General features: G+C 56.7%; 22 protein-coding genes, 2 tRNA genes and 3 rRNA genes. 16 read left to right on the top strand and 11 right to left on the bottom strand.

Annotated elements, in window-relative coordinates; genetic code table 11:
- Positions 1–59: 59 nt before the first annotated feature.
- From BLT86_RS13670 to pflM, 9 genes are all read right to left on the bottom strand, one after another.
- A complete protein-coding gene (locus BLT86_RS13670) occupies positions 60–1,409 on the bottom strand; it encodes a secretin N-terminal domain-containing protein (RefSeq protein ID WP_231976543.1) in 1,350 nt (449 codons plus the stop codon).
- Positions 1,410–1,415: 6 nt separating this feature from the next.
- Entirely contained in the window at positions 1,416–2,519 is a 1,104-nt protein-coding gene (locus tag BLT86_RS13665) for a zonular occludens toxin domain-containing protein (RefSeq protein WP_092377402.1), read from the bottom strand.
- A gap of 9 nt (positions 2,520–2,528) precedes the next feature.
- The gene (locus tag BLT86_RS13660) at positions 2,529–2,900 is read right to left on the bottom strand and encodes a DUF5455 family protein (protein ID WP_092377398.1); all 372 of its coding nucleotides are present in this window, start codon (positions 2,898–2,900) and stop codon (positions 2,529–2,531) included.
- Positions 2,900–4,441, bottom strand: coding sequence for a hypothetical protein (locus BLT86_RS13655; protein ID WP_157719684.1), 1,542 nt, complete (start codon positions 4,439–4,441; stop codon positions 2,900–2,902). Before BLT86_RS13655 ends, BLT86_RS13660 begins: the two co-directional genes overlap by 1 nt.
- Positions 4,442–4,445: 4 nt before the next feature.
- Positions 4,446–4,745, bottom strand: coding sequence for a hypothetical protein (locus BLT86_RS13650; protein WP_092377391.1), 300 nt, complete (start codon positions 4,743–4,745; stop codon positions 4,446–4,448).
- Between the two features lie 11 nt (positions 4,746–4,756).
- Positions 4,757–4,882: a hypothetical protein gene (locus tag BLT86_RS26235; protein ID WP_269458102.1), complete on the bottom strand. Its 126-nt coding sequence runs from the start codon at positions 4,880–4,882 to the stop codon at positions 4,757–4,759.
- A gap of 340 nt (positions 4,883–5,222) precedes the next feature.
- Positions 5,223–5,579 carry a hypothetical protein gene (locus BLT86_RS13640; protein WP_092377385.1) on the bottom strand — a complete coding sequence of 119 codons (357 nt, stop codon included), beginning with the start codon at positions 5,577–5,579 and terminating at the stop codon, positions 5,223–5,225.
- Positions 5,580–5,751: 172 nt separating this feature from the next.
- Positions 5,752–5,955, bottom strand: a complete 204-nt coding sequence (locus BLT86_RS25805; RefSeq protein ID WP_157719683.1) for a hypothetical protein — start codon at positions 5,953–5,955, stop codon at positions 5,752–5,754.
- Between the two features lie 4 nt (positions 5,956–5,959).
- Entirely contained in the window at positions 5,960–6,259 is a 300-nt protein-coding gene (gene pflM / locus BLT86_RS13635; RefSeq protein ID WP_157719682.1) for a lysogeny maintenance protein PflM, read from the bottom strand.
- A 58-nt stretch (positions 6,260–6,317) separates the two neighbouring features.
- On the opposite strand from pflM, the gene BLT86_RS25800 reads away from it, so the two are divergent.
- Positions 6,318–6,602, top strand: coding sequence for a hypothetical protein (locus BLT86_RS25800; protein WP_157719681.1), 285 nt, complete (start codon positions 6,318–6,320; stop codon positions 6,600–6,602).
- Here the strand turns inward: BLT86_RS25800 and BLT86_RS13630 are convergent.
- Positions 6,593–6,820, bottom strand: coding sequence for a hypothetical protein (locus BLT86_RS13630; protein ID WP_092377382.1), 228 nt, complete (start codon positions 6,818–6,820; stop codon positions 6,593–6,595). The two genes, BLT86_RS25800 and BLT86_RS13630, sit on opposite strands and share 10 nt — an antisense overlap.
- Before the next feature lie 493 nt (positions 6,821–7,313).
- Here BLT86_RS13630 and BLT86_RS13620 point away from each other — a divergent pair, with 493 nt between their 5' ends.
- From BLT86_RS13620 to ilvN, 3 genes are all read left to right on the top strand, one after another.
- Complete coding sequence (locus tag BLT86_RS13620) at positions 7,314–7,925, top strand: hypothetical protein (RefSeq protein ID WP_092377377.1); 612 nt, start codon at positions 7,314–7,316, stop codon at positions 7,923–7,925.
- 476 nt (positions 7,926–8,401) lie between these two features.
- A complete protein-coding gene (locus tag BLT86_RS13615; RefSeq protein ID WP_026088417.1) occupies positions 8,402–10,126 on the top strand; it encodes an acetolactate synthase 3 large subunit in 1,725 nt (574 codons plus the stop codon).
- A gap of 1 nt (position 10,127) precedes the next feature.
- The gene (gene ilvN / locus BLT86_RS13610) at positions 10,128–10,619 is read left to right on the top strand and encodes an acetolactate synthase small subunit (protein ID WP_003462832.1); all 492 of its coding nucleotides are present in this window, start codon (positions 10,128–10,130) and stop codon (positions 10,617–10,619) included.
- A gap of 53 nt (positions 10,620–10,672) precedes the next feature.
- On the opposite strand, the gene ilvY is transcribed toward ilvN, so the two are convergent.
- The gene (ilvY, locus tag BLT86_RS13605) at positions 10,673–11,554 is read right to left on the bottom strand and encodes an HTH-type transcriptional activator IlvY (RefSeq protein ID WP_017675290.1); all 882 of its coding nucleotides are present in this window, start codon (positions 11,552–11,554) and stop codon (positions 10,673–10,675) included.
- A 126-nt stretch (positions 11,555–11,680) separates the two neighbouring features.
- Here ilvY and ilvC point away from each other — a divergent pair, with 126 nt between their 5' ends.
- The 12 genes from ilvC (at position 11,681) to BLT86_RS13540 (ending at position 24,861) form a co-directional block, all read left to right on the top strand.
- The gene (gene ilvC, locus BLT86_RS13600) at positions 11,681–12,697 is read left to right on the top strand and encodes a ketol-acid reductoisomerase (protein ID WP_017675289.1); all 1,017 of its coding nucleotides are present in this window, start codon (positions 11,681–11,683) and stop codon (positions 12,695–12,697) included.
- A gap of 147 nt (positions 12,698–12,844) precedes the next feature.
- A complete protein-coding gene (gene pssA / locus BLT86_RS13595; protein WP_026088416.1) occupies positions 12,845–13,660 on the top strand; it encodes a CDP-diacylglycerol--serine O-phosphatidyltransferase in 816 nt (271 codons plus the stop codon).
- Positions 13,661–13,726: 66 nt separating this feature from the next.
- A complete protein-coding gene (gene msrP, locus BLT86_RS13590; protein ID WP_092377374.1) occupies positions 13,727–14,737 on the top strand; it encodes a protein-methionine-sulfoxide reductase catalytic subunit MsrP in 1,011 nt (336 codons plus the stop codon).
- On the top strand, positions 14,737–15,363 hold the full coding sequence (msrQ, locus tag BLT86_RS13585) for a protein-methionine-sulfoxide reductase heme-binding subunit MsrQ (protein WP_092377371.1): 627 nt from the start codon (positions 14,737–14,739) through the stop codon (positions 15,361–15,363). Before msrP ends, msrQ begins: the two co-directional genes overlap by 1 nt.
- 565 nt (positions 15,364–15,928) lie before the next feature.
- Positions 15,929–17,465, top strand: a 16S ribosomal RNA gene (locus tag BLT86_RS13575).
- A gap of 85 nt (positions 17,466–17,550) precedes the next feature.
- A tRNA-Ile gene (locus BLT86_RS13570) sits at positions 17,551–17,627 on the top strand.
- 22 nt (positions 17,628–17,649) lie between these two features.
- Positions 17,650–17,725, top strand: a tRNA-Ala gene (locus tag BLT86_RS13565).
- Between the two features lie 261 nt (positions 17,726–17,986).
- A 23S ribosomal RNA gene (locus BLT86_RS13560) occupies positions 17,987–20,879 on the top strand.
- 149 nt (positions 20,880–21,028) lie between these two features.
- A 5S ribosomal RNA gene (rrf, locus tag BLT86_RS13555) occupies positions 21,029–21,144 on the top strand.
- Together the 16S, 23S and 5S rRNA genes with 2 tRNA genes alongside form the textbook arrangement of a ribosomal RNA operon.
- Before the next feature lie 157 nt (positions 21,145–21,301).
- Positions 21,302–21,961 (top strand): paraquat-inducible protein A, encoded by a 660-nt coding sequence (locus BLT86_RS13550; RefSeq protein ID WP_026088414.1) that lies wholly within the window; start codon positions 21,302–21,304, stop codon positions 21,959–21,961.
- The gene (locus BLT86_RS13545; protein WP_021488741.1) at positions 21,948–22,565 is read left to right on the top strand and encodes a paraquat-inducible protein A; all 618 of its coding nucleotides are present in this window, start codon (positions 21,948–21,950) and stop codon (positions 22,563–22,565) included. The genes BLT86_RS13550 and BLT86_RS13545 overlap by 14 nt, the downstream gene beginning before the upstream one ends.
- Positions 22,558–24,861 (top strand): PqiB family protein, encoded by a 2,304-nt coding sequence (locus tag BLT86_RS13540; protein ID WP_017675283.1) that lies wholly within the window; start codon positions 22,558–22,560, stop codon positions 24,859–24,861. The genes BLT86_RS13545 and BLT86_RS13540 overlap by 8 nt, the downstream gene beginning before the upstream one ends.
- Positions 24,862–24,889 lie beyond the last annotated feature (28 nt).

Genomic DNA, 24,889 nt, shown 5'->3' with positions numbered 1-24,889 from the left:
GAGACTTCACGGTCTTTCGAAATCGGTTTATCTGACGTGCTACAGGGACGTCAGCGCGCCTAGCGGTCGGCTAGGCGCGCGGTCCCACCGGCTGCGCCGAAGTGCCCGCGCGCCTGCTCGACCGCCTGCGGAACAAGCGGACTTACTGCATCAGGGACAGCTACCCCTCTTTCTTCGGTGTGTATGGCTGCGGTGAGCAGCACAACGAGGTTGGTTCCACGGGTGCGGACAGAGGTCGAGCGGAAGACGGGACCAATCAGCGGAATATCGGAGAGGAAGGGCACGCGGGAAATGGATTCGTCCGTTTGCTCTGATCGAAGACCGCCCAGGAGAACGCCCCCGCCATCGGGCAGCTGGACCTTGGTGGTGATGCGCCGGGTGTTGGTGATGATGTCGGCAGCACTACGATCATCAGAGACGGTCGAGGCGGATTGGTTGACGCTGAGTTCGATGGCCCCTGATGGCGTGATGAAGGGCGTTACATCGAGCGATACGCCTACATCCTGGCGGACGATGGTCTGAAAGGGATCAGAGGCCGGCGTAGATCCACTGGTGGTTTGCCCGGTGATGAACGGGACATTCTGGCCGACGACGATGGAGGCGGGTTCCCGGTTGAGGGTGAGCAACTGGGGCGTTGAGAGGATGCGGTTGTTGCCGGTGACTTTTACCGCTTGCAGGAAGGCCGAGAGTGTTGGCCCGTTGAAGGTGAGGCTGAATCCCAGGTCGGATTTGTCGGAGCTGCGCAGGCTGATCCCGCCCAGCTCGGTTCGATCACGCTGGGCGGTGAGGTTGAGGCCGAGGGCTTCGAAGTCGTTGTCGGCCAGCTCAGCCACCACGGCGGTGATCACGACTTGTCGACGTGGCTTGTCGATTTCCCCGAGCAGGCTTGCGACGGTATCGAGCTGCTGTTGTGTGGCCGTGACGATGACGGCGTTTGAAGTCGGTGAGGGTGTAGCCATCAGAGACGGCATACCGCTTTCGTTGCGTTCAGTTTGAGCCCGTAGCACGTCGAGGATGGATTGATAGGCGAAGTCGGCTTGCAGGTGCTGGAGCTGGAAGACGCGGGTTTTGAGATCCAGTGGTTCGGGTATGGGCTGCGCGCTGATCAGTAACGTATTGCCGCGTGCGGTGAGGTGAAAGCCAGCGGATGCGACGGCGTTGGCGATCAGCGCTTCAAGCTCTACGTTGCCGTCATAGGTGGCAAAGATGCTGATAGGTGCATTGCGGATATCCGAGCCAACCACTACGGACTTGTTGAGCATCTGCGACGACCACTCAACGAAGTCTTGCAGGGTGGCGTCATACAGCTCGATGCGTTCGGCTGATTTGGCCGGTGCCGTGAGTACCAGGAAGAGCAGCAACGGCAGCAGGAAGAACAAGGCAAAGGACTTATCCGAACGATCAATCATGGCGGATCACCTGTAGAGGGAAATGTATTCGTCACCGCGAACCAGCAGGGCTTCGCGGGGACCTCGGTCTTTCACCACCACATCGCGAGCCATAAGGTCGTCCGAGCTGATGCGGTCGCCGCTGGGGCTGGTGAACACGTAGAAGGTCTGGCCGGCCAACAGGCCGTAAGTGGCGATGCGGTAATCGCGGAAGTCATCCGCCAGGGTGCTTTCAGGCTGAGTAGCGGTTACGGGAGCGATCTGCTGTTGGGTCTGCTGTGCAGGCAAGCGGCTGTAGGCGATGGCGCCAAACACCGGAACGCTGATGACCAGGGCGAAGAAGGCGCCCAAGGCAAAGGCGTTCAGGACGCGAGTACGACGGAAGAAGATTTTGGTAGTACGCATAAAGAACCCCGCGTTGCGCTGGGCTGGTGGGAGCGGAAGACGCCAGTACCCAGGCGGCAGCATGGAGTACGCGCCTTTGTCGTAGCCCTTGTCGTATTCCTGGGTGGTGTCGTAGTAGTCGTAGAACTCTTCGCCGCGGTAGAACCAGTCATCGACCTTGGGCGAGTTGAATTTGGCGCCGTACTTGACGATGGCCTGATGCATTTTCGGCAGGCGGCCTTTGAAGAAACCGAGGGTGGCGATACGCAGCAGCGGACCAACGGGGAACGGCAGTTTGATGCGGTCCCAGCGGTTGATATAGACGACATGTTCAGCGATGGATTCGCGGACTTGCTTGTCGATGACGTTGACGTTTTGGACGCACAGCCAGAGGTCCCAACGGCGCTTGCGCAGGAACAGGAAGAACTTGAGCAGGTCGGAGCGGCCGCCTTGGTTCCAGTCGCGGGAGTTGAGCCATACGCCGGCTTCGTCGAGGAAGATCCCGCCGAACTGTTCTTCGTCGTAGGTTTCGCAGCCCATGCCCAGGCCGATCAGGTCATCGGCGCTGGGGAGGTCTGGCAGGCGGACAAGGCGCGAGTATTTGTTATCGCGCTTGCACAGCTTGTCCATTTTCACATCGATGTTCACGGCGACCCGGCGACGCTTTTTCAGGTAGTCGAGAATGCGCATGACCAGCAGTAGGGTTTTGCCGGAACCGAGCTTGCCAGTGACGATATAGACGGCCATGGCAGGGACTCAGGTGTGCAGGAATTTTTCAGAAAGGCGGGTGACCCACATGAACACCAGCGATTTCAGGCGGGCGACGATAAGCAGCCCAAGGCAATAGCTGATGTTCGACGGCAGGAACATGCGGCCAATGTCGATCCACTCGGGTGCGGTCGCTCTGACGACTTCACTAATCAGCGCTTCCATGATGGTGGCGAAGGCAAAGATGGCGGCCGCAATAGCGGCGAGCACCAAAAAGAACAGGCCGACTTTGCGCAGGAAGCTGGTGAAGAACTGGATGAAGGGGCCGATCAGTGGCCCGAGAAAGCCCAGGATGAATTTGGACAGACCGCCGAACAGGTTGGGGAAGAACTTCTTGATGAAGCCGATAATCCAGTTCATCAGAAGCCACCCTTAGACGCTTTGGCGTCTTCCATGCGGAGGGTGGAATAAGCGATTTTCCAAAGGCCGATGGCTGTGACAACGTAGATGATCCACTCAAGCAGGGTCTTGAGACGGGAGAGGTCGCAGACAGGCAGGATGATACGGCTGTTGTAGCTGCCGAGATTGAAGACATATGCCACATCGGCGCAGCCAGTGTGAGAAGGAAGCAGGTCTTTAGCGAAGTCGAGCAGGGAGGCTACCTGGGAGTTATCACCGAACCACTGATCACCGCCTACACGGTCAGCGATTTCATCAAGGCTGAGTTCATCGGCAACTAGCTGTTCTTCTTGGGCATCGCCCATCTGGTCACCAAACATGCCGGCCAGTTCATTACCCAGGTCGGAGCCAGCGCCCTCTGTGCCATCGCCGTCAACATCGCCTGAGCCGTCGTATTCGTCGCCAAGCAAGCCTTCAGTCAGGCCTTCGATACCTTCAGCAATGCCTTCAAGGATTCCTTTGATATCGCCGAGCAGGTCGTTGCCTTCGCCGATCTTGTCGCCGAGCTCTTCGCCCAGCTTGCCAATGGCTTCATTGGTGGCCCCTTCGTCGGAGCCTTGAGGGCTTTCGCTGGTGTCGCCCGGTGCTTTGGGGTCGTTGTTTTCGTTGCCATCGGCGTTGCCGCCGTTGTTGGGATGATCAGGCGAAGTTTCGGGAATGACCTTGGTGGGGTCATTCGGGTCCATGCAGACACGTTTGCCGTTGAAGTAACCGCAGTTGTTTTTGGGCTTGTCGGTGTCCACACACTGGTAGGTGCCGTTGAAGTAGCCGCAACCGGGCTTTTCCTGAAAGCAGCCTTCTTTACCATTAACCGTGCCACAGCCTTCTTCCTGCGGCTTGTGGCAGATGGTCAGGTCGCCATTGGTGACGCACTGTTCTTCAGCTGGCGGAACGTTGGGATCACGAGGAGGGGTGCAGGATTCTTCAGTACAGGAATCAGGGCCTTCGCCTGCAGGTTGGCCGGAGCCGTAGAAGTCGCCAGTGCAGATGGCTTTGCCGCCAGTTAGGTCGGCAACGCACTTGCGATTAGGGCCGCCGGTATACAGGCAGCCATCTTGCTGAATCTGGTCAGGGCAAATGTAAGTTTTGAGGCTTGCATTGTAGGTGCATTCTTGAGCGGCGGTGATCTGCTGGCCGGAGGTGGAGGCGCAGTCTTTAGGGGCGTCACAACCACCGGTTTGACTGTTGTAGGTGGTATTGGACGGGCATGAATGACCATAGCGATTAACTGTGCCGTAATTAGCGCCAGAAGACATTAAACATGTTGCAGAAGATGGTGTCGGAAACGATAAGCCAGTAGGAGAATAGCCTTGATTACTATAATAATTACCTACTGGACCGTTCCAAAGATGCGAGCAAGCAGAAACAGCAGAACCAAAAATTGGCTGTGAAGCAGAATTGCCAGCGGTCCAATAATAATCCTCAGCAAGCGCCAAATGCCCCCACCCCATAAGGGTGAGGGCAACCAGCAGGCGACCAAGGCCGCGAATCTTGGCCGCCATCGGTTTAGGCGCCCGCAGCGCTGAACAGGCGACCTGCCAGCTTGAACAGGGCAACGCCACCACGGATGACGCCGAACAGCACGGCACCGGCAGCCATCAGGGTGCCGAAGGCAGTGGCCAGATCGACGAAGACTTCGAGGATTTCCGGTGGAACGGTGATGGCCGCATTAGCAGCACCGGCAGTCATGCCAGCAGCGGCGACGGTGAACATTGCGCCCAGCTTGGCGCCCCGTGCTTTACCGACACGGGTGTCTTCGCTGGAGTGGGCGTGGCCGATGGCCACAGCGAGTTGGGTTTGTTTCATGGTGAGTTTCCTCAGTTGGTTGATGCGTCAATCACTTCTTTCCAGCCAAGCCGGAAAGCACCCCAGGCGACGCCGATCCCGAGAGAGCCGATGAAGAGCCCAGCGATAACGAGGTATTGCCCCCAGGTGAATGCCATTGCCCGTTACCTCTGGTGCCCGTGAATGAGGCCAAGGGCGGCCAGATAGACCAGCCCTTGAAGGAATTGCAGGGCCCACAGATCACCCAGGGTGACGTTGGCGAGGTAGCTTTCGAGCGATCCCATACCGGCACCTATTGCGTTGTGTCCGTGAGCGCTGCGCCGTCTTCTTCTTGCTCAGCCAGGGCTTTGCAGTCAGGGCAGACGGCGTAGTCGGGAGCCATGCCGAAGTCAGCCGCCCAGCCGCTGGAGTCAGCGGGCTGGCCGTAGACTTGGCCCATGTTGGCCAAGCACAGGTCACAGAGGACGCGGCCGTGAATCAGCATGGCGGTGGGCAGGGTTAGGCCTTGGGAGCTTCAGCCGGCTTGGGCTGTTGCTGGCCGGGTTGGGCAGCAGGCTTGGCGGCCTGGCCTTTCGGGTTCACGGCTTCGATGTGCAGAGCCAGATTCTTGCCCTTGTTCTGGCCGCCGCGTGCCACGTCGAAGGTGATGCGCACCAGCTCCAGCGGGGCGAACTGGGCGCCGGCTGCGAATACTTCGTCGGCGGCGTCTTCAGCGATAGCCATGCCGATGATGGACAGGCCGTGCTCGGTCTTGCCGTCCGGTTCGTCGCCGTAGAAGACCTTGGCGTATTTGGTGTCATCCACCTGGGTCATCTGAGTGCCGAGAAATGCAACTTCCATAGTCGAACGTGCCATTTGTGTTTCCTCGCTTAGTTGCGCGTTATTGCGCGGTTTTGCCTTTCAGCAGGCCGAGCGATCCCGCACGGGCAAACTTTCGTTTTTCCCGAGGGTGGTTCTCGACTTGCCGGGGTTTCAGTTGCCGCTTGAGCAGCCTGTTAGTTCGTTAACACCAAGGGCCCCGCCCTTGTCATCCCGTTTCGCCACCATCGCCCGCGACTGGCGGTGATTGCGCTGTTCGGTCAGGGAGGCCGGGGTAGCCAGTCACGGACGCCGGAGGCGATTGCTCTAAAGGCTTCTGGCCAGTACCGAAGATGCGATAGACATCAAGCAGGAAGAGAGAGCAGAGCGTGAGCAACCAACCGATAAAGAGCAGCGATTCGAAAGTGATCATGCGCTCACCCCACCAGCTCGAACGGTTCGCGCAGGGGCACGAAGGGTGTGGGTTTGCCGGTGTCGCTCACAACGTGCCAGTACGCTTTCGGACGGTTGCCGGGCTTGTGTTTCGCGCAGGTATAGGCCTGCGTAACGTGGTTCCGACCATTGACCTTTGACCATTGCGCGGGGCGGCAGTCGGTGCATTGTGTGTATGGGTAAGTAGGCGCCTTGGGCGGTATCCAGTTGCGGTTTAGCCAGCAGACAGAGCAGTCGCAGTTCTCGGCGTGAGGTTGGCGCAGGTACTGGTTCAGGCTTTTCATTGGCGGCCTCCAGCGCTTGAAGCTTTGCTAGGCGGGCTTTGACTTCGAGCGCGGCTTTATGGCGATCCCACCAAACGACGAAAGGCATGCAAGGCCCGGAATTTTCGTCACAGGGGAAAGGGTCAGACGCATACTTGCCAGCATTGATCAGAAGATCACGGAAGCGATTAGCCTGGACGAAGGTAAAAACACCAAGACGCTCAGCGGCTGTTATCTGGCCGTCGGCACAAGACACACGATGCCCACCGTCATGACCGAATTTGCGAAGGTCGGTCAGCAAGGTAAGGAGACCGGACAGGAAGGTTTTCAGTTGATCGTTCATGAAATCAGCCCTCAGCTGTAATCACCGGACAGGAACTCGGTTTTTCCCGAAGCCAGGTCTTGAAGCAGTTGATGGACGTTGACCAGCTGATGGCGGCCAACCTGAACAGTGGGCAAGGTGCTTTGGTTGCACATGCCACGTACCACTTCCGGACCCTTTTCGATCAGGCCAGTCAAACGGGCGAACTCTTCGCGAGTACAGAACGGAGGAATCACAAGGTAGGCATTACCAGTGCTCATCGGGCTGCCCTCGCTTCCTTACGTGCTTCGCTTGCCATAGCCGCTAACCTCACAAAGTCTCATAATGTCTAACGAACGGGTGTGAGGAATATTTCCTCATTCGTGAGGAATAATACCTCATGAATATTTCCTCACACAGGTAATATTCCTCATTTTTAGATGAATTTAGAATATGGAAGAAAGGCTAAGAGAGGTTGTACGTTATATCGGCCCCTCGACGCTGGCCAAGCGGACGGGGAAGGAACGTCAGCGCTGGCAGACGGTGGCAACCGATACAAGAACCAAGGCGAGGCTTGAGGACTTCGCAGAGCTGATAAAGGCATACCCGGAATACGAGCTGTACATCGTTCACGGACAGGTCGACCCAGCACGAGGACAGATCAGCCCTGGCTATGACGAAGCGGATAGAAACTTGGGATAACAAAGCGCGGGCAGCAGATAACAGCAGCAGTGGCCCGGCGATGGTTTGCAAGGAAATAGGGAGGACAGCAGCATGAAAGCCGACATGGACGATATGCCGGAGTACCTGAAGACCAGGAAGCAAGAAAGCCCCTGGCGGATGGTGGCAATCGTGGCGATAGGAACGGGCGTAGTCGTTGGCGGGCTAAGCCTGTTCGGTGATGGCTTTATCGAGAGGGCCAAGACAATCGCCAGTGGCGATGGGCTTAGAGACGATATCGGCCTGCTTCAGCACCAGCCAAAGGAGCAGAATTTATCAAGGCCGAGAATTACGCATCAAGAAGAAAGAAACCCGTTAGAGTCGCTGAATAACGATAATAATCCACTGATAGTTAGCAAACACAAGCCGCAAGCCTTTGAAGAAAAAGCACCAGAAAGGCAGACCGTTTTCAACGATCAGAATTACAAGCCTAAAGGCGCTATCAACCTAGTCAATGCACGAGAGTGGGGAACAGCAGAACCCTACGAAGAAACACGCAAACGACAAGAACAGCAAAAAATAGTTGTCGTAGGACAGGAGCAAAAACCAGGCGACTGGGTTTGCACCTTTGTTGGGGGAGAGGGAAGCATTGAAAGGAGAAACTGCAAATCAGGCGTGCAGCTTCACAAAAGAAACACAAGCTACTCGGGGAATAGAAAGCCCTAAAACGATGACTACAAATCCAATTTTTCGTGCCATTTTTGTGCTGGCTTGAGAGCCTGAAAGCCGCGAAGCGCCTAAATTATGCGGGTAAGTGGCCGTTTATGTAAGGCATGCAGCCATAACCAAAAGCCGGCAATCTTCATCCTGCGCTGCGTCACAGCAGCAGGTTGAATAATAGGTCAGCCATCTCTTGACTTGCCTTCGCCGAACCCGAACAATCCAGCCTTCCCCCGTAGTGGAGTCCGCCGCAAGCGTCCTCCAGCTCGGGGAAAAGAGGCGCTACCCGCGCCGAACCGTGACACCCGCAACGCGTTACCTCGCGCTGGGAGGGTCGGCCCCGCAAGACCATGGGCTGCTCCGTTACTCGTCAAGCTGATGTTCCGAATCCACGATCACCGTCGTGCGTGTCCGCTGACAGTAAGACCTACTTAGGGCTGCCCGTTGGCGGGTGGCATACTGGCGTTCAAGAGGTGAACAACGTGGAGCTTTTATCCGGCGCTGAAATGGTCGTCCGCTTCCTGCGTGACGAAGGCGTTAAGCATATCTATGGGTACCCTGGCGGTGCTCTCCTGCATATTTACGATGCCCTGTTCAAAGAACCGGAAGTGACCCACATCCTGGTCCGTCACGAACAGGCAGCGACCCATATGGCTGACGGCTATGCCCGCGCCACCGGCAAGGCCGGTGTGGTGCTGGTGACCTCTGGCCCTGGTGCGACCAATGCCATCACTGGTATTGCCACCGCCTACATGGACTCCATTCCGATGGTGGTGATCTCCGGCCAGGTGCCGAGCGCCATGGTCGGCACCGATGCCTTCCAGGAAACCGACATGGTCGGTATTTCCCGCCCGATCGTGAAGCACAGCTTCATCATCAAGCACCCGTCGGAAATCCCCGAAGTGCTGAAAAAGGCGTTCTACCTCGCCGAATCGGGTCGTCCCGGTCCGGTCGTGGTCGACATTCCGAAGGACATGGGTGATCCCACCCAGAAGTTCGAGTACGTCTATCCGAAGAAGGTCAAGCTGCGTTCCTACAGCCCGGCGGTGCGTGGCCACTCCGGCCAGATCCGCAAGGCTGCCGAGATGCTCCTGGCCGCCAAGCGTCCGGTCATGTACTCCGGCGGTGGCGTGATCATGGGCGGCGCCTCTGCGCCGCTGACCGAGCTGGCGCAGATGCTCAACCTGCCGGTGACCAACACCTTGATGGGCCTCGGTGGCTATCCGGGTACCGATCGCCAGTTCATCGGCATGCTCGGTATGCACGGCAGCTACACCGCCAACCTGGCGATGCACCATGCCGACGTGATCCTGGCTGTCGGTGCGCGCTTCGATGACCGCGTGATCAACGGCGCGGCGAAGTTCTGCCCGAACGCCAAGATCATTCATATCGACATCGACCCGGCTTCGATCTCCAAGACCATCAAGGCTGACATCCCGATCGTTGGCCCGGTGGACAGCGTATTGACCGAGATGGTCGCCATCCTCAAGGAAATCGGCGAAACCCCGAACAAGGACACCGTTGCCAGCTGGTGGAAGCAGATCGAAGAGTGGCGTGGTAGCGGCCGTCTGTTCCCTTACAACGAGGGCGACGGTTCGATCATCAAGCCGCAGACCGTGATCGAAACCCTGTGTGACGTGACCAAGGGCGATGCCTTCATCACCTCCGATGTCGGTCAGCATCAGATGTTCGCTGCGCAGTATTACCGTTTCAACAAGCCCAACCGCTGGATCAACTCCGGTGGCCTGGGCACCATGGGCTTCGGTTTCCCGGCCGCAATGGGCATCAAGCTGAACTTCCCGGAAGCCGATGTGGCATGCGTCACCGGTGAGGGCAGCATCCAGATGAACATCCAGGAGCTGTCGACCTGCCTGCAGTACGACCTGCCGGTGAAGATCGTCAACCTGAACAACGGTACCCTCGGCATGGTCCGCCAATGGCAGGACATGCAGTACAACAGCCGTTATTCGCACTCCTACATGGAGTCGCTGCCGGACTTCGTCAAACTGGCCGAGGCTTATGGCCATGTCGGTATGCGCATCACTTCGCTGAAGGACCTCAAGCCCAAGCTGGAGGAAGCCTTTGCCTTGAAGAATCGCCTGGTGTTCCTCGACATCGCGGTGGATTCCAGCGAGCACGTCTATCCGATGCAGATCAGAGACGGTGCGATGCGTGACATGTGGCTGAGCAAGACGGAGCGGACCTAAGATGCGACACATCATTTCCCTGCTGCTGGAAAACGAGCCGGGCGCCCTGTCGCGCGTGGTTGGTCTGTTCTCCCAGCGTAACTACAACATCGAAAGCCTCACCGTTGCGCCAACCGAAGATCCGACGCTGTCGCGCCTGACCCTCACCACCGTTGGACAGGATGAGGTGATCGAGCAGATCACCAAGAACCTCAACAAACTGGTCGAGGTAGTCAAGCTGGTCAACCTGTCGGAAAGCGCCCACATCGAGCGCGAGCTGATGCTGGTCAAGATCAAGGCCACTGGCGCTCAGCGTGCCGAGGTCAAGCGTACTACCGACATCTTCCGGGGCCAGATCGTGGATGTGACCAGCAGCGTCTACACCGTGCAGCTGACCGGTACCAGCGACAAACTGGACAGCTTCATTCAGGCTGTCGGTACTGCATCGATCCTGGAAACCGTGCGCAGTGGTGTCACGGGCATCGCTCGCGGCGACAAGGTACTGAGTATCTGATCGTCATGGTAAAAAGAGCCCCGCCTGGTGCGGGGCTTTTTATTGCCTGGCATTCAGCGCTGGCGATTCCAGAAGGCCGCGATCAGCGGGTCCTTGAGGCGCTTTTCCAGCGCGAACAGGCCAATGTCATAAGCGGTGAGCGGTGGCTGGATATCATAGATACGGATGCGGGCGGTCAGCGGGCTGTTGTCCAGCACGATCTGCGGCACCACCCCGATACCGAAGCCCAGACTGACCATGCTGACGATCGCTTCGTTGCCGCTGACCTGGGCATAGATGCGCGGTTTGATGTTGTGGCTTTTCAGCCAGCGATCAGTGCGTGTCCGGGCCAGGCCTTCCTCCGAAAGAATCATCGGCACGTCTTTCCAGCTCTCGGCGGTCGGGTGCTGCAGTTGATCGTCGTTCAGCAGTTGTGGTGTCTGCGGGCCGATAAAGCGCAATTCCGAGCGAGTGATCGACTGGAATTCCACTCCGCCCGGCAGGCTGTCGGGGAGGGCGCCGATGGCCAGGTCCTCCAGTCCCTGTTGCACCCGTTCGACGGCCTTGGCCGGATCGCCGGTATGCAGTTTCATTTCGATGCGTGGGTAGTCCTGGCGAAAGCTGCTGAGGATGTCATAGAGGAAGCTGTAGCTTGCGGTAACCGAGCAGTACAGCGACAGCTCGCCATGCAGATTCAACTGGTCCTGCATGAAGGTCTGGCGAATCGCCTGCCAACCATTGATGACCTCGCTCGCATACTCGCGAAACTGTTGGCCCTCGCGAGTCAGGCGCACCGAGCGGTTGTCGCGCACGAACAGCGTGGCGCCCAGTTCGTCCTCGAGCTGCTTGATGCTGCGGCTAAGGGCGGACGGGCTGACGTGCTGTTCGCGGCTGGTGCGACCGAAGTGCAGGTTGTCAGCCAGGGAGAGAAAAAGCCGGAGGGAATGGCTGTCCATTTATGTTTCATATATCGGCATGTTGTGTTGCAAATATATCATTTTACGCAATGGTGCGGATCCCTTAAGGTGTCTTCGTCGCGGTGCCTCGCACCCCATCCCTTTCGATTCAAAAGAGCCAAGAACATGAAAGTTTATTACGACAAAGATTGCGACCTCTCCATCATCCAGGGCAAGAAAGTCGCCATCATCGGTTACGGCTCCCAGGGCCACGCCCAGGCCTGCAACCTGAAAGATTCCGGCGTTGACGTCACCATCGGCCTGCGCAAAGGCTCCGCTACCGTTGCCAAGGCCGAGGCTCATGGCCTGAAAGTGACCGACGTGGCTAGCGCCGTTGCCGCTGCCGATCTGGTCATGATCCTGACCCCGGACGAATTCCAGGGCCAGCTGTACAAGAACGAGATCGAGCCGAACATCAAGAAGGGCGCCACCCTGGCCTTCTCCCACGGCTTCGCCATCCACTACAACCAGGTCGTACCGCGTGCTGATCTCGACGTGATCATGATCGCGCCGAAGGCTCCGGGCCACACCGTTCGCACCGAGTTCGTCAAAGGCGGCGGTATCCCTGACCTGATCGCTGTTTACCAGGACGCTTCCGGCAATGCCAAGAACGTCGCTCTGTCCTACGCTTCGGGCGTTGGCGGCGGCCGTACCGGCATCATCGAAACCACCTTCAAGGACGAGACCGAAACCGACCTGTTCGGCGAGCAGGCTGTTCTCTGTGGCGGTACCGTCGAGCTGGTCAAGGCCGGTTTCGAAACCCTGGTCGAAGCTGGCTACGCGCCGGAAATGGCCTACTTCGAGTGCCTGCACGAACTGAAGCTGATCGTCGACCTCATGTACGAAGGCGGCATCGCCAACATGAACTACTCGATCTCCAACAACGCCGAGTACGGCGAGTACGTCACCGGCCCGGAAGTGATCAACGCTGAATCCCGTCAGGCCATGCGCAACGCTCTGAAGCGCATCCAGGACGGCGAATACGCCAAGATGTTCATCAGCGAAGGCGCCACTGGCTACCCGTCGATGACCGCCAAGCGTCGTAACAACGCCGCTCACGGTATCGAAGTCATCGGTGAGCAACTGCGTTCGATGATGCCGTGGATCGCTGCCAACAAGATCGTCGACAAGGCCAAGAACTAAGGTCTGCGATGTGCGAAAGAACGCGGCTTTATGCCGCGTTTTTTCATTCTGGGGCGAGGCTTCTGGTATAAAGCCAGCTCGCTGATTGGCGAACTGAGTTCAGTCGTCCCGGTCGAAATTTGTCAAACCCGTTGCAAGGTGCTGTTCATGAGTGAAGGTCCCGAGGATCAAAAGCCGGCTGGCGATAATCTGGAAAGCCTGCTGCCGATCGACGAGCACATAGAGGAAGGGCAGGACGCGGAAGGGCGCAAGGTGCGTCACCGTGGTATTTATCTGCTGCCCAATCTGTTCACCACGGCAAACCTGTTCGCCGGTTTCTACTCCATCATCAACGCGATGAACGGCAACTTTTATGTGGCTGCTGCCGCTGTGTTCGTCGCCATGGTGCTCGATGGTCTGGACGGCCGCGTGGCGCGTTTGACCAACACGCAAAGTGCCTTCGGCGCCGAGTACGACTCGCTTTCCGATATGGTGGCCTTCGGCGTTGCGCCAGCTCTGCTGGCATTCGAATGGGCACTGGGTAGCATGGGCAAGGTAGGCTGGATGGTCGCCTTCATCTATGTTGCTGGCGCGGCATTGCGTCTGGCGCGCTTCAATACGCAGATCGGCAGCGTCGACAAACGTTACTTCATCGGCCTGGCCAGTCCGGCTGCTGCGGGTGTGGTTGCCGGTACGGTGTGGGCGTTCAGCGACTTCGGTATCAAGGGCTCGAACATGTCCTTTGCCGTGGCGCTGCTGGTCGCTGCTGCAGGGTGCCTGATGGTCAGTAACATCAAGTACTACAGCTTCAAGGACCTGGATCTGAAAGGGCGCGTACCTTTCGTGGCCATTCTGGCCGTGGTGCTGGTGTTCGCGGTGGTGTTCAGCGATCCGCCCCGTATCCTGCTGCTTATCTTCCTCGCTTACGCAGCCTCCGGTCCGATTCAGTACCTGCTGCAATTGCGTCGTCGTAAATCTGCCTGATGCTGTAATTTCTCCTGCACTCCGTGGTCTACAGTTCGTTTCTCGAACTGTAGTCGCGGAGTCGCCATGCTCATCCGAGTACGTCCCTCTTCTCGGGCTCTTGAGTCCGAAGTCACCCCGGAATCCGTTTACCTCTCCCGTCGCAAGCTGATGCAGGGCTCGCTGGCGCTGGCTGCGATGGCGGCTATGCCTGGTTGGGCCGGTGCCGAAGCTCAAGGGCGCTACAGCGATGTCGAGCCCGCCAAGGCGCCAGGCTGGTTCGAAGAGAAACTGGCGGCCACGCGCTGGCAAGCGATTACGGCTGAAGGTGAAAGCATCACGCCGTTCAAGGACGCGACGCACTACAACAACTTCTATGAGTTCGGCACAGGTAAGGGCGATCCGGCGGCCAATGCCGGCAAGCTGCAGGCTGAGCCCTGGACGGTGATGGTCGATGGCGAGGTGGGCAAGCCGGGGCGCTATGCCATCGAGGATCTGGTCAAGCCGCATGCGTTCGAAGAGCGTATCTATCGACTTCGCTGTGTCGAGGCCTGGTCCATGGTCATTCCCTGGTTGGGCTTTCCTCTGGCCGAACTGCTTAAGCAGGTCGAGCCCACCTCATCGGCTCGTTATGTGCGCTTCGAAACGCTGGTCGATCGTGAGCGCATGCCGGGCCAGCGCTCGGGGTTCTCTCTGATCGATTGGCCTTATGTCGAGGGTCTGCGTCTGGACGAGGCCATGCATCCGTTGGCCTTCATGGCTATCGGCATGTACGGCCGAGTGCTGCCGAACCAGAACGGCGCTCCCTTGCGTCTGGTGGTGCCTTGGAAATATGGCTTCAAAAGCATCAAGTCCATCGTACGTATAAGCCTGGTCAACGAGGCGCCTAAAACTACCTGGGAGCGCATTGTTCCGAATGAGTACGGCTTCTATGCCAACGTCAACCCGCAGGTGGATCATCCGCGCTGGTCTCAAGCAACCGAGCGGCGTTTGCCCAGCGGGTTGTTCAGCCCCAATGTGATCGACACCCGGATGTTCAATGGCTACGAGGAGGTCGCTGACCTCTACGCGGGCATGGATCTGGCGAGGTACTACTGATGCGCTATAGGCTCTGGCGCGTCAGCGTATTCCTGGCTGCATTGGTGCCGCCGCTGTATTGGCTGTACTGCGCTGTCTTCGATTCGTTGGGACCTGACCCTGGAAAGGTTCTGGTGGATAACCTGGGGCTCGGTGCTCTGATCCTTCTGTTGATCACCTTGGCAATGACGCCACTGCAGCAGCTGACCCGCTGGAGCGGTTGGATCGCTGTACGCCGACAGTTAGGTCTATGGTGCTTTGCCTACGTAACGCTGCACCTGTCCGGCTATGGGCTGTTTATCGCAGGGGTACGCCTAGACCTAGTGCTCCGCGATCTTTCCGAGCGTCCCTACATCATCGTGGGGGCATTGGCCTATATAGGCTTGCTTGCCCTGGCCGTTACTTCCAATCGCTTCAGCATCAGAAAGCTGGGCCGTAAGTGGAAGGCTCTGCACCGTCTGGTCTACGTCATTCTGTTACTGGCCTTGCTGCACATGCTCTGGGTGGTGCGTGCGGATCTGGGTGAGTGGCTCGCTTATGCGCTCATCGGTGGGGCGCTGTTGCTGATGCGTGTTTCTGCAGTGGCAAGTGGGTTGCAGCGAGCTGGCGTCCTTTGGCGAGAAAATCCGAAGAAAGTTGAAATATAAGCTTGACGCATATTCTGCTGGATGTAGAATGCGCGCCACTTCAGCGATGAAGCTCTTCAAAAACTTCTTGTTAATCAATAAGTTAAGTTTAAAAGAGGGGTTGCAAAGCGAAGCGAGGTGTGTAGAATGCGCGTCGGTCGGCAGGGTGGTGGTTTGATCCTGTTGATGCTTTGGTCGAATGGATCGAAAGCGGTAAAAAAGAGGTGTTGACAGCGGTTTTGAACGCTGTAGAATGCGCCTCCCGCTGGAGAGAAGAAGTTCTGATTGAAGGCGCAAGTGGTTGAGTAGAAAGAAGTTTCTCCGGAAACAAAATCGAAAAACAGCTTGACAGATAGAGAGGCTGCTGTAGAATGCGCGCCTCGGTTGAGACGAAAGACTTAACCAACTGTTCTTTAACAACTGAATCAAGCAATTCGTGTGGGTGCTTGTGAGGTAAGACTGGTAGTCAACTGATTATCAGCATCACAAAGCAACACTCGTTAATTCGAGAGTTAACTCTTTAGCAATAGAGAGATTTGCGATTGCTGAGCCAAGTTTAGGGTTTTCTCAAAACCCAAGCAGTATTGAACTGAAGAGTTTGATCATGGCTCAGATTGAACGCTGGCGGCAGGCCTAACACATGCAAGTCGAGCGGATGAGAGGAGCTTGCTCCTTGATTTAGCGGCGGACGGGTGAGTAATGCCTAGGAATCTGCCTGGTAGTGGGGGATAACGTCCGGAAACGGGCGCTAATACCGCATACGTCCTACGGGAGAAAGCAGGGGACCTTCGGGCCTTGCGCTATCAGATGAGCCTAGGTCGGATTAGCTAGTTGGTGAGGTAATGGCTCACCAAGGCGACGATCCGTAACTGGTCTGAGAGGATGATCAGTCACACTGGAACTGAGACACGGTCCAGACTCCTACGGGAGGCAGCAGTGGGGAATATTGGACAATGGGCGAAAGCCTGATCCAGCCATGCCGCGTGTGTGAAGAAGGTCTTCGGATTGTAAAGCACTTTAAGTTGGGAGGAAGGGTTGTAGATTAATACTCTGCAATTTTGACGTTACCGACAGAATAAGCACCGGCTAACTTCGTGCCAGCAGCCGCGGTAATACGAAGGGTGCAAGCGTTAATCGGAATTACTGGGCGTAAAGCGCGCGTAGGTGGTTCGTTAAGTTGGATGTGAAAGCCCCGGGCTCAACCTGGGAACTGCATCCAAAACTGGCGAGCTAGAGTACGGTAGAGGGTGGTGGAATTTCCTGTGTAGCGGTGAAATGCGTAGATATAGGAAGGAACACCAGTGGCGAAGGCGACCACCTGGACTGATACTGACACTGAGGTGCGAAAGCGTGGGGAGCAAACAGGATTAGATACCCTGGTAGTCCACGCCGTAAACGATGTCAACTAGCCGTTGGGTTCCTTGAGAACTTAGTGGCGCAGCTAACGCATTAAGTTGACCGCCTGGGGAGTACGGCCGCAAGGTTAAAACTCAAATGAATTGACGGGGGCCCGCACAAGCGGTGGAGCATGTGGTTTAATTCGAAGCAACGCGAAGAACCTTACCTGGCCTTGACATGCTGAGAACTTTCCAGAGATGGATTGGTGCCTTCGGGAACTCAGACACAGGTGCTGCATGGCTGTCGTCAGCTCGTGTCGTGAGATGTTGGGTTAAGTCCCGTAACGAGCGCAACCCTTGTCCTTAGTTACCAGCACGTTATGGTGGGCACTCTAAGGAGACTGCCGGTGACAAACCGGAGGAAGGTGGGGATGACGTCAAGTCATCATGGCCCTTACGGCCAGGGCTACACACGTGCTACAATGGTCGGTACAAAGGGTTGCCAAGCCGCGAGGTGGAGCTAATCCCATAAAACCGATCGTAGTCCGGATCGCAGTCTGCAACTCGACTGCGTGAAGTCGGAATCGCTAGTAATCGTGAATCAGAATGTCACGGTGAATACGTTCCCGGGCCTTGTACACACCGCCCGTCACACCATGGGAGTGGGTTGCTCCAGAAGTAGCTAGTCTAACCTTCGGGGGGACGGTTACCACGGAGTGATTCATGACTGGGGTGAAGTCGTAACAAGGTAGCCGTAGGGGAACCTGCGGCTGGATCACCTCCTTAATCGAAGACATCAGCTTCTTCATAAGTTCCCACACGAATTGCTTGATTCATAGTCGAAGACGATGCTGTAACGCGACCCTGTTATAGGTCTGTAGCTCAGTTGGTTAGAGCGCACCCCTGATAAGGGTGAGGTCGGCAGTTCAAATCTGCCCAGACCTACCAATTGCTTGGTGCAGAAGAATACGGGGCCATAGCTCAGCTGGGAGAGCGCCTGCCTTGCACGCAGGAGGTCAGCGGTTCGATCCCGCTTGGCTCCACCACTCTCTACGCGGTTACGGTGAGAAGAGAAAGAGTTCAGAAATGAGCGCTTCAGGTTTGGCCTGTTGAGTGCTGATTTCTGGTCTTTTGATCGGTACGAATATCGTTCTTTAAAAATTTGGATATGTGATAGAAGTGACTGATTAATTGCTTTCACTGGCAATTGATCTGGTCAAGGTAAAATTTGTAGTTCTCAAGACGCAAATTTTCGGCGAATGTCGTCTTCACGATTGAGACAGTAACCAGATTGCTTGGGGTTATATGGTCAAGTGAAGAAGCGCATACGGTGGATGCCTTGGCAGTCAGAGGCGATGAAAGACGTGGTAGCCTGCGAAAAGCTTTGGGGAGTCGGCAAACAGACTTTGATCCAGAGATCTCTGAATGGGGGAACCCACCCGGCATAAGCCGGGTATCTTGTACTGAATCCATAGGTGCAAGAGGCGAACCAGGGGAACTGAAACATCTAAGTACCCTGAGGAAAAGAAATCAACCGAGATTCCCTAAGTAGTGGCGAGCGAACGGGGACTAGCCCTTAAGTTGATTTGAGTGTAGTGGAAGGCTCTGGAAAGTGCCGCCGTAGTGGGTGATAGCCCCGTACACGAAACGCTCTTATCAATGAAATCGAGTAGGACGGGGCACGAGAAACCTTGTCTGAACATGGGGGGACCATCCTCCAAGGCTAAATACTACTGACTGACCGATAGTGAACCAGTACCGTGAGGGAAAGGCGAAAAGAACCCCGGAGAGGGGAGTGAAATAGAACCTGAAACCGTATGCGTACAAGCAGTGGGAGCCTACTTAGTTGGGTGACTGCGTACCTTTTGTATAATGGGTCAGCGACTTATATTCAGTGGCGAGCTTAACCGAATAGGGGAGGCGTAGCGAAAGCGAGTCTTAATAGGGCGCTTTAGTCGCTGGGTATAGACCCGAAACCGGGCGATCTATCCATGGGCAGGTTGAAGGTTAGGTAACACTGACTGGAGGACCGAACCGACTACCGTTGAAAAGTTAGCGGATGACCTGTGGATCGGAGTGAAAGGCTAATCAAGCTCGGAGATAGCTGGTTCTCCTCGAAAGCTATTTAGGTAGCGCCTCGTGTATCACTGCTGGGGGTAGAGCACTGTTTCGGCTAGGGGGTCATCCCGACTTACCAAACCGATGCAAACTCCGAATACCAGCAAGTGTCAGCACGGGAGACACACGGCGGGTGCTAACGTCCGTCGTGAAAAGGGAAACAACCCAGACCGTCAGCTAAGGTCCCAAAGTTATGGTTAAGTGGGAAACGATGTGGGAAGGCTTAGACAGCTAGGAGGTTGGCTTAGAAGCAGCCATCCTTTAAAGAAAGCGTAATAGCTCACTAGTCGAGTCGGCCTGCGCGGAAGATGTAACGGGGCTCAAACCATACACCGAAGCTACGGGTTCATCCTTTGGATGAGCGGTAGAGGAGCGTTCTGTAAGCCTGTGAAGGTGAGTTGAGAAGCTTGCTGGAGGTATCAGAAGTGCGAATGCTGACATGAGTAACGACAATGCGAGTGAAAAACTCGCACGCCGAAAGACCAAGGTTTCCTGCGCAACGTTAATCGACGCAGGGTTAGTCGGCCCCTAAGGCGAGGCAGAAATGCGTAGTCGATGGGAAACGGGTTAATATTCCCGTACTTCTAGTTACTGCGATGGAGGGACGGAGAAGGCTAGGCCAGCACGGCGTTGGTTGTCCGTGTTTAAGGTGGTAGGCTGGTTTCTTAGGTAAATCCGGGAGATCAAGGCCGAGAGCTGATGACGAGCGTTCTTTTAGAATGCGAAGTGGTTGATGCCATGCTTCCAGGAAAAGCTTCTAAGCTTCAGGTAACTAGGAACCGTACCCCAAACCGACACAGGTGGTTAGGTAGAGAATACCAAGGCGCTTGAGAGAACTCGGGTGAAGGAACTAGGCAAAATGGCACCGTAACTTCGGGAGAAGGTGCGCCGGTGAGGGTGAAGTATTTACTACGTAAGCCCATGCCGGTCGAAGATACCAGGCCGCTGCGACTGTTTATTAAAAACACAGCACTCTGCAAACACGAAAGTGGACGTATAGGGTGTGACGCCTGCCCGGTGCCGGAAGGTTAATTGATGGGGTTAGCGCAAGCGAAGCTCTTGATCGAAGCCCCGGTAAACGGCGGCCGTAACTATAACGGTCCTAAGGTAGCGAAATTCCTTGTCGGGTAAGTTCCGACCTGCACGAATGGCGTAACGATGGCGGCGCTGTCTCCACCCGAGACTCAGTGAAATTGAAATCGCTGTGAAGATGCAGTGTATCCGCGGCTAGACGGAAAGACCCCGTGAACCTTTACTATAGCTTTGCACTGGACTTTGAGCTTGCTTGTGTAGGATAGGTGGGAGGCTTTGAAGTGGGGACGCCAGTTCTCATGGAGCCAACCTTGAAATACCACCCTGGCAACCTTGAGGTTCTAACTCTGGTCCGTTATCCGGATCGAGGACAGTGTATGGTGGGTAGTTTGACTGGGGCGGTCTCCTCCCAAAGAGTAACGGAGGAGTACGAAGGTGCGCTCAGACCGGTCGGAAATCGGTCGTAGAGTATAAAGGCAAAAGCGCGCTTGACTGCGAGACAGACACGTCGAGCAGGTACGAAAGTAGGTCTTAGTGATCCGGTGGTTCTGTATGGAAGGGCCATCGCTCAACGGATAAAAGGTACTCCGGGGATAACAGGCTGATACCGCCCAAGAGTTCATATCGACGGCGGTGTTTGGCACCTCGATGTCGGCTCATCACATCCTGGGGCTGAAGCCGGTCCCAAGGGTATGGCTGTTCGCCATTTAAAGTGGTACGCGAGCTGGGTTTAGAACGTCGTGAGACAGTTCGGTCCCTATCTGCCGTGGACGTTTGAGATTTGAGAGGGGCTGACCTTAGTACGAGAGGACCGGGTTGGACGAACCTCTGGTGTTCCGGTTGTCACGCCAGTGGCATTGCCGGGTAGCTATGTTCGGAAAAGATAACCGCTGAAAGCATCTAAGCGGGAAACTTGCCTCAAGATGAGATCTCACTGGAGCCTTGAGCTCCCTGAAGGGCCGTCGAAGACTACGACGTTGATAGGTGGGGTGTGTAAGCGCTGTGAGGCGTTGAGCTAACCCATACTAATTGCCCGTGAGGCTTGACCATATAACACCCAAACAATCTGCGAAGGCATAGGCCGGAGACAGAGGGTGTCGATGGTGAAGTCGACAGAAAGCCGAAAATTTGCAAGAACTACAAATCATCTATCACGTATCCAAGGGATAGCGTCTAATCGCGAGATCCCAACCGAATTGCTTGACGACCATAGAGCGTTGGAACCACCTGATCCCATCCCGAACTCAGTAGTGAAACGACGCATCGCCGATGGTAGTGTGGTGCTTCACCATGTGAGAGTAGGTCATCGTCAAGCTCCTATACGAAACCCCAGATCGCCTAGCGGTCTGGGGTTTCTTCTTTGCAGCGCGGAAAACAGAGCTTCGCGAGCAGAGCTCGCTCCTACAGGCTTGGGGCACGCACCAATAAAAGCGCCGCTCGGGTAGAATGCGCGAATTCTGCTGGGGACTTTCATGTCTGACTCGCCGTCCGAACCTTCCTTGTCATCCTTGACGATCGAGCAGTTGGTCGCCTGTCATGAGTGCGATCTGTTGATGCGCAAGCCGGTGCTGCAGGATGGTGAGAGCGCCGAGTGCCCGCGTTGTGGTTATGAGTTGTTCAGCCACCGTCATCGCGTGGTAAGGCGCAGCCTGGCCCTAGTACTGACGGCTCTGCTGCTCTATGTCCCAGCCAACTTCCTGCCGATCATGCAGCTCAACCTGTTGGGGCAGACCTCGCAGGACACCGTCTGGAGCGGTGTAATCGGGTTGTATGAAAGCGGTATGCAGGGCATCGCTGTTGTAGTGTTTCTGTGCAGCATGGCGGTGCCATTGCTCAAGTTGCTTTGCCAACTGCTGGTGCTGCTCAGTATTCGTATGGATTTCGGTCGTAGCTACGGTCTGTTGCTCTACCGGATCTACCATCACATGCGTGAGTGGGGAATGCTCGAGGTCTACCTGATGGGCATCCTGGTGGCGATGGTCAAGCTGATGGACCTGGCTGACTTGAGCCTCGGCTTGGGCCTGTTCTGTTTCATCGCGCTGTTGCTGGTGCAAGTCTGGCTGGAGGTGACCATGTCACCGCATCAGATCTGGGAAGCCTTGTCCGGGGAGGATATCCATGCGGGCGATTGAGGCAGGATTGCTGGTCTGTCACGAATGTCATCAACTCAATCCGGTCGACGTTGATGCCAAGCACCAGTACTGCAGCCGCTGTGGTGGTCAGATTCATGCCCGGCGGCCCAATAGCCTGATCAGAACCTGGGCATTGCTGCTGACGTCGGCGATTCTCTACATCCCAGCTAATCTGCTGCCTATCATGACCGTCAACAGTCTCGGCAAAGGTGCGCCAGCGACCATAATGGGCGGCGTACTGGAGCTCATTAACTTTGGCATGCTACCTATTGCGGCGGTGGTATTTATCGCCAGCATTCTGGTGCCAACCTTCAAGTTGGTGGGGATTGCTCTGCTGTTGTATTCCGTGCAGCGCCATCAACCGATGTCTGCGCGCCAGCGGATCCTCATGTACCGCTTCATCGAATGGATTGGCCGCTGGTCGATGCTCGATATTTTCGTCATCGCCATTCTGGTGGCAGTGGTGAATTTTGGCAGCCTGGCCAGCATCGAAGCTGGAGCCGGCGCCGCTGCCTTTGCCAGTGTGGTGATACTGACCATGCTTGCCGCATTGACTTTCGACCCTCGCCTTATCTGGGATAATACGGAAACCGATCATGACTGACCTTCCTCTGGCCAAGACGCGTCCTGCTTCGAACTGGTCAGCCATCTGGGTTTTGCCTCTTATTGCACTGCTCATTGGCGGCTGGTTGGCGTGGCGTGCATACAGCGAAGCCGGCATTCAGGTGGAGCTGATATTCGCCAGCGGCGAGGGTATTCAGGCCGGCAAGACCGAACTGATGTACAAGGGTATGGCGGTGGGGAAGGTAACGGCCATCAGTCTTGATCAAAGTGGAAAGAATCGCGGTGTTGTCGCTCAGTTGGAGGTCAATAAGGAACTCGAGCAGTATCTGCGTGAGGGCACTCGCTTTTGGTTGGTCAAACCGAATGTCAGTCTGGCGGGTATCAGCGGTCTGGAGACACTGGTTTCAGGTAACTACATTACCTTCAGTCCCGGTGAGGGCGAATCTACCCGCAGCTTCACCGCCTTGGCTCAAGAGCCGCCGATGGGTGACGATGTACCGGGGCTGCACATCACGCTGAAAGCTGAGCGGCTCGGCTCGCTCAACCGCGACAGCCCGGTTTTCTATCGGCAGATCCAGGTTGGCCGAGTGAAGAGTTACACCCTGGGTGATGACCAGAGCACCGTAGAGGTGAAGGTGTTCATCGAGCCCGCTTATGCGCATCTGGTGCGCAAACATACGCGGTTCTGGAATGCCAGCGGGATCAGCGTCGATGCCGACCTGTCCGGCTTCAAACTGCGCAGCGAGTCGCTAGCCAGTATCGTCGCTGGCGGTATCGCCTTCGCCACGCCTGAGCATCGCAAGGACAGCCCGCCCACTGATCCAGCGCTGCCGTTCCGTCTCTATGAGGACTACGACGAGGCTCAGGCGGGTATCAAGATCGTCGTGAAACTCAGCGATTTCGATGGGCTGCAGGAAGGTCGAACGCCGGTCATGTACAAGGGCATTCAGGTCGGTTCGCTGAAAGCCATGAAGGTCGACCGCGACCTCAATAGCGCCACGGCCGAGCTGACCATCAATCCACTGGCCGAAGAGTATCTGGTGGAGGGCTCGGACTTCTGGGTGGTCAAACCCTCCATTTCGCTGGCCGGTATCACTGGCCTCGAGGCGTTGGTCAAAGGTAACTACATTGCCGTGCGTCCAGGTGAGAAGGGCAATCCGCCGGCGCGCAACTTCGTCGCGCGGAGCAAGGCGCCGCCTTTGGATCTCGGTGCGCCAGGACTGCATCTGGTGCTGTTCACCGATCAGCTCGGCTCTATCGAAGTCGGCAGTCCGGTGCTTTACAAGCAGATCAAGGTGGGCTCGGTACAGAGTTTCCAGCTTGGCCGCGACAATAGCCAGGTCGTGCTCGGGGTGCATATCGAGCCTGACTACGTACACCTGATCAATACGTCCACACGTTTCTGGAATGCCAGTGGCATCACCCTAAGGGGTGGATTGTCCGGTGTAGAGGTGAAGAGCGAGTCGTTGCAGACCCTGCTGGCGGGCGGCATTGCTTTCGAGACGCTTGATCTGCAAGCCGCCAGGTCGGATCGCCAGGTGCAGCGTTTCGCCTTGCATGCGGACCGCGAAAGCGCCTTGCAGCTAGGGCAGCAGATCACCATTCGGCTGGCTGATGGTGACGGTCTGCAACCAGGCACCCTGGTGCGCTACAAGGGGCTGGAGGTTGGCAAGGTCGAGAGCCTCAGCCTGACCGCTGACCTGCAAGCGGTGATCCTCAACGTGCGTATCAGTCAGGCAGCCGAGCAGATCGCCCGTGAGGGGACGCGCTTCTGGGTGGTGAAGCCGGAACTTAGCCTGATCCGTGCCGCGAATCTCGGCACGCTGGTCAGCGGTCAGTATCTGGAGGTACAACCGGCTGCGCAGAAAGGAGCGCGACGTACCGAGTTCGTCGCCCTGGCTGCTGCGCCGAATCAGGCCGTGCGTGAGCAAGGCTTGCGCCTGGTGCTGAGCGCGCCGCGGCGAGGCTCGATCAAGCCGGGTGTGATCGTCAGCTACCGCGAGGTGCCGGTGGGCAAGGTGGTGGATTTCGAGCTGGGGCCGACCTCGGATCGCGTATTGATCCATGTGCTGATCGAACCGCGTTATGCGCCGCTGGTGCGTTCGGGCAGCCGCTTCTGGAATGCCAGTGGCATCGGAGTGGATGCCGGGCTGTTCAAGGGCGTGAAGGTGCGGACCGAATCGCTGGAGGCGTTGCTCGAAGGCGGCATCGCCTTCGCCACGCCGAACAACCCTGAGATGGGTGGGCCGGCGCAGCCGGGGCAGACCTTTGCACTGTTCGACGAGCCGCAGGATGTGTGGATGCAGTGGGCCCCGAAGATCGTGCTGGAGCAGTGAGCAAACCACAGAAATGAAAGGGGCCGCA

Origin of the sequence: Pseudomonas sihuiensis, from assembly GCF_900106015.1 — a bacterium.
GTDB classification, from domain to species: Bacteria; Pseudomonadota; Gammaproteobacteria; order Pseudomonadales; family Pseudomonadaceae; genus Aquipseudomonas; species Aquipseudomonas sihuiensis.
The sequence above is the reverse complement of the archived record's forward strand: the minus strand, read 5'-3'. Positions and strand labels throughout refer to the sequence as shown.